The following is an 11,385-nucleotide window of genomic DNA, read 5'->3' on the forward strand; positions in this document are numbered from 1 at the left end:
CAAGGTCCTCGGTTGGCGGACACCAGCCGAGGTCTTCGAGGAGCAGCTACGCTCGCTGCAACAGGCCGGTGTTGCAACGACTGATTGAACTCGCCTATTGTGCTGCCCTTCACCACTGGTACGCCCGTGGCTCTTGGCGCGTCAGTGAAATCCCGGGATCCTGAACTGCCCTTCCCCCCACAGCCGTTGGGCTGCGCCAGGACCCCGAGGAGACTCTGTGTCGTCACAGACGTTCCGCACGCACCGCAACAGATGGCTCACCGGTCTGGCCGGTGCCGCCGCGCTCGTCATCGCCTTCCCCAGCGTCGCCTTCGCCGCTCCGCCCGGGGCGCTGCCCGCCAACGCCGAGGCGGCCGAGAACACATACCAGCCCGCCTACGACTACGACACGGACGGCTGCTACTCCACGCCCGCCATCGGCCCGGACGGCACCCTCAACGGCGGTCTCAACCCGACCGGCGCGCTCAACGGCAGCTGCCGGGACGCCTCGGACCTGAACAACACCCACGGGTACTCACGCTACAAGTGCAACAACGGCTGGTGCGCCTACCTCTACGCCCTGTACTTCGAGAAGGACCAGGCGATCGCGGGCAGCAGCATCGGCGGGCACCGGCACGACTGGGAGCACGTCGTGGTGTGGGTGCAGAACAACGCGGTGCAGTACGTCTCGACGTCCAACCACGGTTCGTTCACGGTCCACGCCGCTTCCTCGGTGCGTTTCGACGGCACGCACGCGAAGATCGTGTACCACAAGGACGGCATCAGCACGCACTGCTTCCGGCTGGCCAACTCCAACGACGAGCCGCCGGAGAACCACGAGGGCACCTGGCAGTACCCGCCGCTGGTCGGCTGGAACGGCTACCCCTCCGGCATCCGGGACAAGCTGGTCGCGGCCGACTGGGGCAGCGCCAACTTCGGTCTGAAGGACGGCAACTTCACGGCCCACCTGGCGTCGGCGAAGCCGTCGGGTATCTCCTTCGACCCGAACGCCTGACACCGCGGCCGGTCGACTCAAGCGGTCCCTGGGCCGACGCCCCCCTCGACGAGGGCGTCGCCCAGGGCCGTTCGCGTGTACAGGACGTAGTGGCCCTGCCGCCGAGACTCCAGCAGGCCGGCCTCTCGCAGCACCGCCAGGTGCGCCGACACGGTCGACGGCGCCAGTCCGTGCCGCCGGGCGAGCTCCGTCGTCGAGGAGGGCGCGCTGAGACCGGCGAGGACGGCCGCGCGCTGGTGGCCGAGCAGCCGGCCGAGCGTCTGCGGCGGGCGCGGCACCGGCGCGGCGTGGAGGCGGCTCATGCCCCGGGCCGGATAGATGACCGTCGGCTGCCACGGCCGGGCGAACCCGCTCACCACGTCCGGCCACACGAACACGCTCGGCATGAGCAGCACGCCTCTGCCGTCCGGCCGTTGTGCGTCCGCCACATCGTCGTACCGGCGCAGGGTGAGGGTGCGGCCGGCCCAGTCGACGGCCGGGTGCAGGCCGGTCAGCAGCGCGTCGAGGCCACCGTCGGCCGCCCTGCGCGAGCGCTGCGCGATGTCCGCCTCGAGTACGGCCCGATGGCGCGGCCAGTCCGGGGCGAGCAGGGCGTGCCAGGCCCGTTCGGTGAGGTCGGCCAGGCGCCGGACGGTCGCGGCCGGGTCGTCGAGCGCGGCACGCCCCCGGGGTGACTCGACGAGGCCGGGGGTGCACGCCAGGGAACGGGTCATCTCCGCGTGGGCCAGGGCGGGGTCGGTTTCGCGCATGCGCGCCAGTTCGTCGTCGAAGGACGGGTACGGCTCCTCGGGGGGCGCGCCCAGGAAGTCCGGGGTGTAGCCGCCAGCGGGCGGGACGAACAGCCACAGCGGTGCCAGGTCGAGGCCGGCGACCGTACGGCGGACGCGGCGCAGCCAGCTTCGGTGGTAGCCGTGCCGGCCGGGCCGGCGGAGCATCCGCAGCGCCTCGTGGGTCTGGCACAGCGGCGAGATCGCGAACCGGCAGCGGGTGAGGTCGTCGGTGCCGAGGTGCAGGGCGAGTGGCAAGGCGACCCCCGTCGTGAGCGTCGATTCGTCCTGGGCCGAAAGAGTGGAGGCCGTCGGCCGTGGCCCGGCACGCTGCCCCCGACTCCCCCTGGTGGAAAGGCGGTTGGATGGGCAGCGTACGTCGGGCACCCTGGCGGCGTGCCGCCGTCGTCGTGGCGCTGATGCTGGCGGCGTTCACCTTCAACACCACCGAGAATCTGCCGGTCGGACTGCTCGCGCTCATGGCGGACGATCTGCGGGTGTCGCTCACCGCGGTGGGCGCTCTGGTCACGGGCTACGGCCTGACCGTGGCCGTCGCGTCGCTGCCTCTCGCCCACGTCACCCGCTCGGTGCCGCGCCGGTATCTGCTCACGGCGATTCTGGGGCTGCTCGCTCTGGCCAGTTGGGTGGCGGCGCTGGGCGGGGTGTCCTACGGGGTGCTGCTGGCGGCGCGCGTGGCGGCCGCGCTGGGGCAGGCGGTGTTCTGGTCGGTGATGGGGCCGGTCGCGGTCGGCCTGTTCCCACCCGAGCGTCGCGGGCGGGTCATCGGGCTGCTGTCCGTCGGGGGTTCCCTGGCCACGGTGGCCGGGGTTCCGGCGGGGACGTGGCTGGGCGGGCACACGGGCTGGCGGACGCCGTTCGCGCTGCTCGGCCTGCTCGCGCTGCTCTCGCTCGTGACCGTCGGTGTCCTGCTGCCGGCGTCGCGCCCGCAGGACGGCCACTCCGCGTACGGCGCCGCGCCCGACCGGCGTGGGTTCCGCGCCGTGCTGGCCGTCACCGTCCTGTCGGTGACCGGTGCCTTCGCCGGTTTCACCTACGTGGTCGCCTTCCTCACCGAGGTGAGCGGATTCGGCGCCGACGCCGTCAGCGCGGTGCTGCTCGCGTTCGGCGGGGCGGCGCTGGCGGGAGTCACCGTGACCGGGCCGCTCCTCGACCGCCATCCGCGTGCCACGCTGACGGTGCCGGTGGCGGCCCAGGCGGTGGCGCTGCTCGGGCTGTGGGCGACGGGCCGGGTCCCGGTGGCGGCAGTGGTGCTGATCATGGTGCTGGGTGCCTCGGTCGCGACCGCGTTCATGGCGACGCAGAGCAGGGTGCTCCAGGTGGCCCCGGCCCGCACCGAGACCGCCCTCGCGGCCAACTCGGCTGCCTACAACGCGGGCATCGCCGCAGGTGCGCTGCTCGGGGGCGTGTTGCTGCCCATGGTCGGGGTGCGCGGCACGTTCCTGGTCGGGGGGCTGTTCACGGTGGCCGCGCTGATGGTACTCACCTCGCCGCCGCGGGCGCGGGGAGCGGCGGGAATCGGGCGATGGCGTGCGAACGCGGGGCGGTGACGGACTATCGTGTCCGCATGTCCGTCCCTGAACTGATCCGTATCGTCTCCCGCGACTCGCCGATGGCTCTCGCCCAAGTGGAGCGTGTCCGTGCCGAGTTGGCGGTCCTGCACCCCGGTGTGCGCACCGAGGTCGTGCCGGTGAAGACGACCGGTGACAAGTGGATGGGCGATCTGTCCAAGGTCGAGGGCAAGGGCGCGTTCACCAAGGAGGTGGACGCCGCGCTGCTGGCCGGCGAGGCCGATCTCGCCGTGCACTGCGTCAAGGACATCCCCGCCGACCGGCCGCTGCCCGCGGGGACGGCGTTCGCCGCCTTCCTGAAGCGGGACGACATCCGGGACGCGCTGGTGCATCCGGACGGGCTCACGCTGGACGAGCTGCCCGCCGGTACACGCATCGGCACCTCCTCGGTGCGCCGGGTCGCCCAGCTGGCCGCCACTCACCCGCACCTGGAGTGTGTGCCGTTCCGCGGCAACGCCAACCGGCGGTTGGCGAAACTCGCTGCCGGTGAGGCGGACGCGCTGCTGCTGGCGGTGGCCGGCCTTGAGCGCATCGACCGCCGTGACGTGATCAGCGAGGTCCTCTCCCCCGAGGTGATGATGCCGCCGATCGGCGCGGGCATCCTCGCGCTGCAGTGCCGGGAGGGCGACACCGAGCTGATCGACGCCGTCAGCGGCCTCGGGGACCCGGACACCCATCGGGAGGCCACCGCCGAGCGCATGTTCCTGCATGTGCTGCAGGGGCACTGCAACAGCCCCATCGCCGGGTACGGACGTGTCGACCGCAGCGGCGAACTGTCCCTGCGGGCCTGCGTGTTCACCCCGGACGGCAAGACACGCCTGAACGCCCACGAGTGGGCGGGCCGGCTCGACCCGGCGACACTGGGTACGTCCGTCGCGGTCGCGCTGCTGCGTCAGGGCGCCCGCGAGATCATCGACGGCATCCCGCACTGAGCCGCCCGAGGGCGCTCACCGGTCAGGCGGTGCCCTCTTCGGCCTGCTCCCGCAGGAAGTTGCTGACCTGGAGCGCGAGACCGTCGCGCACGGTGGCCGCGTGGGCGCCCACGGAGTTCTCCTGCAGTCCGAGGCCGCCGGTCCACAGCCGGCGGTCGGACCACTCCTCCTCGACCCGCAGCTGGATCTGGATGTCGACCTGGCTCAGGCTCTCCTGGGGACCGGCCGCGTAGAGCACGGCCGTGGCCCGGCGCAGCGGGTAGACGTCGAAGCCCTCGATGAACTGCGAGTTGCGCCAGTCGATGAACGCCGCCTCGCCGTCGCGGCCGATCCGCACGTCCATCTGGCCGTCCTCGAGATGGACGCCGAGGTGTCGCTCGCCGCGGTTCTCGACGGTGACGCGGACCCTGAAGTACGTCAGCCCCTCGGCGGCGTCGTCCCGTCCACGCGGCGGCTCGGCGGCTTCCAGGCAGTGGACGCGGACACGCAGACCGGCATGCTCGTCGTACTCGTGCCAGTCCCCGACCACGTTCGGCTCGTACACAATCCACCTCTCGACCCAGAGAGCTGCTTCCTATCTTTGTGCTCAGTGCACTGTCAAATGAGCAGAATGCGCTGTGGCCAGCCCATTCGCCCCCTTGATCACCGATCAAGCCGTGGGCAGGAAGAATCCGCTTCCGGGCCGTGCGGCCGTGTTCACCCACGTGCCGCACATCACGTTCTCCCCCCAAGATCAGCGAGCCGTCCGACCGAGCAGTGAGGACGCCGCGGTGATGCCGAGCGCGGCGGCGAGGTGCGGACGGACAGTCACTCGATGGCAACGCGTAGTCGCACTCACGAAATGCGTTTCCTGTACCATATCGGTGGGAATCTATTCCCATGTGCTTCGGACAGGAGGCACGTCCGTGGGAGCCGGCCCGCCCCCTGGGTGTCCCCTGTGAGGTCCGAGTCCGCCTCCCATGGTGTCTGTCCAGTCAGCACCTGCTTGAGGAGGTGCACTCGGATGAGTGCCACCACCAGGACGAAGCAGCATCCGCACGACGACGCCCCTGACACCACCGAAGCGTTCGACCGGCTCGTGGGCATGCCCGAGGGGCCGGATCGCAAGGCGCTGAGGGACGAGCTGGTTCAGGCCTGGCTCCCCATGGCCGAGCGGATCGCCGTACGGTTCAAGGGCCGTGGCGAGTCCCTGGAGGATCTGTACCAGGTGGCCGCCCTGGGCCTGGTGAAGGCCGTCGACCACTACGACCCGGCACGCGGCCACGCCTTCGAGGCGTACGCGGTTCCCACCATCACCGGCGAGATCAAGCGGCACTTCCGCGACCACATGTGGACGCTGCACGTGCCGCGCCGGGTGCAGGACCTGCGCAACCGGGTGCGGAACTCGGTCAAGGAGCTGTCGCAGCAGACCCCGGGGCGGGCCCCCACCGTTGCCGAGATCGCCGAACACGCGCAGCTGACCGAGAGCGAGGTGCGCACCGGCATGGAGGCCCTGGAGTGCTTCTCCGCGCTGTCACTGGAGGCGGAGATGCCCGGCACCGAGGGTTATGCGCTGGGTGACGCGATCGGCGGTCCGGACCCGGGGTTCGAGGTGGTCGTCGACCGTGTGTCCGCCTCGCCGTGTCTGCAACGGCTGCCGGAACGCGAGCGGACGATCCTCTACCTCCGCTTCTTCGTCGGGATGACCCAGAGCCGCATCGCGCGGCAGCTCGGCATCTCCCAGATGCATGTCTCCCGGTTGCTGAGCAGCTGTTTCGCCCAGCTGCGCGAGGAACTGCTCGCCGAGGCGAGCTGACCCCCGGAAGGGGGAGTCACCGGAGTCACTCCTTGGCCGATCCCGGAATCTGCGTCGGGCCGTAGCGTTCGAGGGCCTCTTCGAGTTCGACGCGGATTTCGGGCGGCATCTCCCCGTCCCGGCCCCAGATGAGAATCAGTTCCGCCACATGGCGGAGCTTGATGTTGGTGTGCTGGGAGACGTCCTTCAGCACCGACCAGCCCTCGTCCGGGGCGACCCGGCCGAGCGCGACGATCATTCCGATCGCCTGGTCCACGACGGCGTGCGAGATCACCGCCCTTTTGAGCTGGTCGATTTCCGCTTCCAGCTCAACGATGCGTTCGGTCTCGTCGGCGGGCTCGTTCGGTACCGGTGTCACGGTCCTATCCTCGTCCCTTCGCGAGTCGGTTGCCAGTGAGTGCGAGGCGGGGCATCAGCCGTTTCGGCGCACTGCCGGGGGTACTCGACAGGCCCATGAGCCCATCGGGCTGGACACTGGGAGCAGACCGGTGGCCGCCGGTCGGGCGAGACCAGGACGCGACTGCCATGAACGATGCGAGAACCCCCGGGAGCACGGCCGATGTCGTGTCCACACACTCCGTGTTCGGCGCACCCTGCTGGGTGAGCCTGACCAGCCGTGATCTGGAGGCCACCCAGGCGTTCTACTCGGCCGTGCTGGGGTGGCGCTGGCGGCCGGCCAAGCTGGGGGACCGCTTCCGGATCGCACTGGCGCACAACGTGCCGGTGGCCGGCATCGCCGCGGTCGCCACGATGTGGCAGATGGCCGTCGCCTGGACGCCGTACTTCGCCGTGCCCAGCGCCGACGAGGCCGTGGCCCGAGTGCAGGAACGCGGCGGCACCGCGGCCGTCGGACCGCTCTCCCTGCCGCCCGGCCGGGCGGCACTGCTCGCCGACCGCGACGGTGCGACGTTCGGCATCTGGGAGGGCGAGCTCATCTCCAATTGGGAGACCTGGCGCCGCGCCGCCCCCACCTTCATCCGCCTGCACACCCGTGACGCCTTCGACGCCGCCCTGTTCTACGGCGAGGTCTTCGACTGGGCGTCGGGCGAGGGAGGCTGCTGCGAGGTCCGCTACGAGGGTGGGGAGGTCGTGCTGCGCAGCGGCGGTGACATCGTGGCGCGTATCGAGTCGGGGGCCCTGGAGGCCGCGCCCGATCCCACGATCCGCCCGCACTGGCAGGTGCACTTCGCGGTCGCGGATGTGACGGAGTGCGCGCGGGCCGCTGAGTTGCACGGGGGGAGCGTGCTGTCCAAGGGGAGCGATGAGGCGGTGCTGCGGGACCAGGACGGGGCGCAGTTCACGGTGACCTCGCGCGGGGAGCGGTAGGAGCCCCGCCCCCCTCAGATCAGGGGGTGGTCCGCGAGGGTCTTGAGAGCAGCAGCAGGCTGCGGCGCTCCACCAGGACGCCGGTGTTCGCCTTGTGTTCCGTCTCGTCCGGGGGGCCCTGTGGGTCAGCGGTGTCGATCAGGGTCGTCCAGCGGTCGCCGTACGTGACGGGCGGGAGCTGGAACTCCACCGGCTCCCAGTAGCCGTTGAGCAGCAGGAGGAAGGAGTCGTCCACGACGGGCTGTCCGCACCAGTCGGGTTCGGCGATGGCGTCGCCGTTGAGGAAGGCGGCGACGGCGTGCGCGTCGGAGCGGTCCCAGTCGTCGGCCGTCATCTCACGGCCGTCGGGGAGGAACCACACCAGGTCGGGCAGCGGCTGCTCGGGGTGGGTCGGTGTCTCGCCCTGGAAGAAGCGGCGGCGGCGCAGGACGGGGTGGGCGGCGCGCAGGGCGATGACGTAGCGGGTGAAGTCGCTCAGTGCGCGCTGGTCGTCGGTGAGCCCCCAGTCGATCCAGGAGACCTCGTTGTCCTGACAGTAGGCGTTGTTGTTGCCGCCCTGGGTGCGGCCGAGTTCGTCGCCGTGGCAGAGCATCGGGATGCCCTGCGACAGCAGCAGGGTGGCGAGGAAGTTGCGCTGCTGCCGGGCGCGCAGCGTGAGCACGGCCGGGTCGTCGGTCTCGCCCTCGGCGCCGCAGTTCCAGGACCGGTTGTGGCTCTCGCCGTCCCGGTTGTTCTCGCCGTTGGCCTCGTTGTGCTTGTCGTTGTACGAGACGAGGTCGCGCAGGGTGAACCCGTCGTGCGCGGTCACGAAGTTGACGCTGGCGCGCGGGCGGCGCCGGCTGTGCGCGTACAGGTCGGAGGAGCCGGTCAGCCGGGAGGCGAACTCGCCGAGCGAGCCGGGCTCGCCGCGCCAGAAGTCCCGTACGGCGTCCCGGTACTTGCCGTTCCACTCCGACCACAGCGGCGGGAAGTTGCCCACCTGGTAGCCGCCCTCCCCCACGTCCCACGGCTCCGCGATGAGCTTGACGCGGCTGATCACCGGGTCCTGCTGGATCAGGTCGAAGAACGCCGACAGCCGGTCCACCTCGTGGAACTGGCGGGCCAGCGTGGCGGCGAGGTCGAAGCGGAAACCGTCGACATGCATCTCGGTGACCCAGTAGCGCAGCGAGTCCATGATCAGCTGGAGCACGTAGGGGTGGCGCATCAGCAGGCTGTTGCCCGTGCCGGTGGTGTCGTAGTAGTGCGCCCAGTCGCCGTCCACCAAGCGGTAGTACGAGGCGTTGTCGATGCCGCGGAAGGACAGGGTCGGGCCGCGCTCGTTGCCCTCGGCGGTGTGGTTGTAGACCACGTCCAGGATCACTTCGAGGCCGGCCGCGTGCAGCGCCTTCACCATCGACTTGAACTCGTCGACCTGCTGGCCGCGGGTGCCGTGGGCGGCGTAGGCGTTGTGCGGCGCGAAGAAGCCGATCGTGTTGTAGCCCCAGTAGTTGGACAGGCCCCGGTCGAGCAGCACGCCGTCCTGGACGTACTGGTGCACCGGCATCAGCTCGACGGCGGTCACGCCGAGGGAGGTGAGGTGCTCGACGATCGCGGGGTGCGCCAGTCCGGCGTAGGTGCCGCGCAGTTCGGGCGGGATGTCGGGGTGGTTGCGGGTCAGGCCGCGTACGTGTGCCTCGTAGATGACCGTGTCGGCGTACGGCCGTCTGGGCGGGCGGTCGTCGCCCCAGTCGAAGTACGGCTCGGTCACCACGCCGAGCATGGTGTGCCCGGCGCTGTCCGCCGGGGAGGGGCCGCCCGGGGTGCGCTCGAAGAGGGAGACATGGTTGTCCACCTGCCCGTCCACCGCCCGGCTGTACGGGTCGAGCAGCAGCTTCGCCGGATTGCACCGGTGGCCGAGGCCGGGGTCCCAGGGGCCGTGCACCCGGTAGCCGTAGCGCTGCCCCGGGCCCACGCCGGGCAGATAGCCGTGCCATACGAAGCCGTCGACCTCGGTCAGCGGAACGACACCGGGCCGGCCCTTGTCGTCGACGAGGACCAGTTCGACGCGTTCGGCGACCTCGCTGAACAGGGCGAAGTTGGTGCCCTGTCCGTCGTGGGCGGCTCCCAGCGGGTAGGGGTGCCCGCTCCACGCGGGCACCCCCTTGCGGTCGCGGCGCCCGGTCACCGGGCCTCCTCCAGGACGCCGTCCCGGATGCCCGCCGCATCGGCGACGGCCGTCACGGGCATCTCGCGGGGCACCCCGCGCGCCTCGCGCAGGCTGGGCGCCGGCGCCGCGGGGACGAGCGGGGCACGTTCGGCGGCGCGGGCGCGCTGCGAGAACCAGATGACCTTGCTGCCGGACTCGGTCGCACAGCAGCCCCAGCCGTCGCTCATCGCGGCGAGGTGCTGCAGGCAGGCACGCAGCTCGTGGTCCGGGCGCAGGGCGCGGTCGTTGTCACCCACGGCGGTGATGAGGTGCTGGCCGTTCCACCACATCTCGATCGAGGTGTTCTTGTCCGTCGCGTGCTCGTCGATGGCCCGCAACAGCATCTCCGCGCCTCGGCGGACGGGCTCGACAAGAGTCTCCAGGTCCCAGTACCGGAGGTGAGCGGCCAGAATTCGGCTGACCTGACCCACCCGTTCGGGGCTCACTTCCACATCGAGGTGGTAGTAGCAGGGCACTGCGGTCTTCACCGTCGTTACCTCCTCACCGCGAAAGCTCCCGCTCTCCTCGCCCCTGCGGGACGGGCCCCGAACGCGGAGCGTGAGCGCTGATCGCTTCTGAGTCACTTCAGGGTGGGGGCGGTACGCCATTCGTGCAACACGAGACACGAACCGAGATGGTTGAAGTTCCAACAGGACGCTGAGTCGTCGACCATGCACCATGTGTGAAGACCTCGATGCCCGTAACGGAACCCGTGCGTGTGCGCGCACGGGTTTCCGCCCGACGGTCGGGAGACGTGCCATCGAGCCCGGAAGGTGAACGGGGCCATGCTGCTACCGGCCAAAGCCGAAGTCGCCCGGCAACTGCGGCGATACCGGGCCTGGGAACGAGCCATGCTCGCGGCCCCGGCCGACCTCACGGTGCGCGCCACCTTCGAGGACACCGGCTACACCCTCTGTGTGCTGATGGGAAAGCGCTGCGCCCGTGAGGCCGCGGACGCCGCCGAGCGGTATCTGCGCATCACTCCGGCCGCCTATCTCCGGGAGCAGGACGAACGGCCCCGCACGGCAAGCGTCTCCGCTCGGCGGGGACCGCCGATATCGCGGCGGCGGCGTTTCCATGCCGGGAGATAGCCAGCTTCCGGCACAGATCGAATCCCCGGCCGGGCCTTGTGCCCGGCCTCGAAGCACGGTGGAGGTGAACCATGGGCAGGACCAAGAGCAGGACCGGTGCCGGCACCGGGACCATCGGCCGGATCCCGGTGCGGGACGTTCGGCCGGCCGTGGAATGCGGCAGGCATCCGGCGAAGTCGGTCGTGGGTGAGACCTTCGAGGTCACCGCCACCGTGTTCCGCGAGGGCCATGACGCCGTGGCCGCCAATGTCGTGCTGACCGACCCGGACGGCCGTCCCGGCCCGTGGACGCCGATGCACGAACTGGCTCCCGGCAGTGACCGCTGGGGCGCCAAGGTCACACCTTCCGCCGTGGGCAGCTGGACGTTCCATGTGGAGGCCTGGAGCGATCCGGTGGCCACCTGGCGCCGTACCGCCCGGATCAAGGTCCCGGCCGGGATCGATGTCGGGCTGGTCCTGGAGGAGGGCGGCGAGCTGTACGAGCGTGCGGCCGCCGGTGTGCCCGACAAGACCGAGCGGGCCACCCTGCTGGCCGCCTCGGAGGCGTTGCGGGACGACTCGTTGCCGCCCGTGTCACGGCTCGCGGCGGCGTTCGCGGCGAACGTGGACGCGGTGCTGGGGCGTTATCCGGTGCGGGATCTGGTGACCGCGTCGGATCCGCTGCCGCTGCTGGTCGAGCGCGAACGGGCCCTGTACGGCTCCTGGTA

At 70.8% G+C, this 11,385-nt stretch carries 12 protein-coding genes; 7 read left to right on the top strand and 5 right to left on the bottom strand.

Annotated features, from left to right (window positions below; all coding sequences use genetic code 11):
- Window positions 1-217: 217 nt before the first annotated feature.
- Entirely contained in the window at window positions 218-994 is a 777-nt protein-coding gene (locus ACZ7NC_RS42870; RefSeq protein WP_471497319.1) for an NPP1 family protein, read from the top strand.
- 17 nt (window positions 995-1,011) lie between these two features.
- Here ACZ7NC_RS42870 and ACZ7NC_RS42875 read toward each other — a convergent pair whose 3' ends face one another.
- Window positions 1,012-2,019 (bottom strand): ArsR/SmtB family transcription factor, encoded by a 1,008-nt coding sequence (locus ACZ7NC_RS42875; protein ID WP_471497321.1) that lies wholly within the window; start codon window positions 2,017-2,019, stop codon window positions 1,012-1,014.
- Between the two features lie 107 nt (window positions 2,020-2,126).
- Here ACZ7NC_RS42875 and ACZ7NC_RS42880 point away from each other — a divergent pair, with 107 nt between their 5' ends.
- Both ACZ7NC_RS42880 and hemC read left to right on the top strand, forming a co-directional pair.
- Window positions 2,127-3,329: an MFS transporter gene (locus ACZ7NC_RS42880; protein ID WP_471497323.1), complete on the top strand. Its 1,203-nt coding sequence runs from the start codon at window positions 2,127-2,129 to the stop codon at window positions 3,327-3,329.
- A gap of 17 nt (window positions 3,330-3,346) precedes the next feature.
- Window positions 3,347-4,282 carry a hydroxymethylbilane synthase gene (gene hemC / locus ACZ7NC_RS42885; protein WP_471497325.1) on the top strand — a complete coding sequence of 312 codons (936 nt, stop codon included), beginning with the start codon at window positions 3,347-3,349 and terminating at the stop codon, window positions 4,280-4,282.
- A gap of 22 nt (window positions 4,283-4,304) precedes the next feature.
- Here hemC and ACZ7NC_RS42890 read toward each other — a convergent pair whose 3' ends face one another.
- Entirely contained in the window at window positions 4,305-4,826 is a 522-nt protein-coding gene (locus tag ACZ7NC_RS42890; protein WP_471497327.1) for a hypothetical protein, read from the bottom strand.
- Between the two features lie 459 nt (window positions 4,827-5,285).
- On the opposite strand from ACZ7NC_RS42890, the gene ACZ7NC_RS42895 reads away from it, so the two are divergent.
- Complete coding sequence (locus tag ACZ7NC_RS42895; protein ID WP_471497329.1) at window positions 5,286-6,077, top strand: SigB/SigF/SigG family RNA polymerase sigma factor; 792 nt, start codon at window positions 5,286-5,288, stop codon at window positions 6,075-6,077.
- Window positions 6,078-6,102: 25 nt separating this feature from the next.
- Here the strand turns inward: ACZ7NC_RS42895 and ACZ7NC_RS42900 are convergent, their stop codons facing one another.
- Window positions 6,103-6,435 carry an ANTAR domain-containing protein gene (locus ACZ7NC_RS42900; RefSeq protein WP_471497331.1) on the bottom strand — a complete coding sequence of 111 codons (333 nt, stop codon included), beginning with the start codon at window positions 6,433-6,435 and terminating at the stop codon, window positions 6,103-6,105.
- Between the two features lie 167 nt (window positions 6,436-6,602).
- Here ACZ7NC_RS42900 and ACZ7NC_RS42905 point away from each other — a divergent pair, with 167 nt between their 5' ends.
- A complete protein-coding gene (locus ACZ7NC_RS42905; RefSeq protein WP_471497334.1) occupies window positions 6,603-7,403 on the top strand; it encodes a VOC family protein in 801 nt (266 codons plus the stop codon).
- A gap of 19 nt (window positions 7,404-7,422) precedes the next feature.
- Here the strand turns inward: ACZ7NC_RS42905 and glgX are convergent, their stop codons facing one another.
- Together glgX and ACZ7NC_RS42915 are read right to left on the bottom strand one after the other, a co-directional pair.
- Entirely contained in the window at window positions 7,423-9,567 is a 2,145-nt protein-coding gene (gene glgX / locus ACZ7NC_RS42910; protein ID WP_471497336.1) for a glycogen debranching protein GlgX, read from the bottom strand.
- Window positions 9,564-10,076 (bottom strand): pep a2, encoded by a 513-nt coding sequence (locus ACZ7NC_RS42915; RefSeq protein ID WP_471497338.1) that lies wholly within the window; start codon window positions 10,074-10,076, stop codon window positions 9,564-9,566. Before ACZ7NC_RS42915 ends, glgX begins: the two co-directional genes overlap by 4 nt.
- A 297-nt stretch (window positions 10,077-10,373) precedes the next feature.
- Here ACZ7NC_RS42915 and ACZ7NC_RS42920 point away from each other — a divergent pair, with 297 nt between their 5' ends.
- Together ACZ7NC_RS42920 and ACZ7NC_RS42925 are read left to right on the top strand one after the other, a co-directional pair.
- A complete protein-coding gene (locus tag ACZ7NC_RS42920; protein ID WP_471497340.1) occupies window positions 10,374-10,679 on the top strand; it encodes a DUF5133 domain-containing protein in 306 nt (101 codons plus the stop codon).
- A gap of 71 nt (window positions 10,680-10,750) precedes the next feature.
- Window positions 10,751-11,385, top strand: a 635-nt coding sequence (locus ACZ7NC_RS42925; RefSeq protein ID WP_471497342.1) for a maltotransferase domain-containing protein, incomplete at its 3' end; no start/stop codon positions are given.

Source organism: Streptomyces sp. NPDC111802 (genome assembly GCF_055634335.1).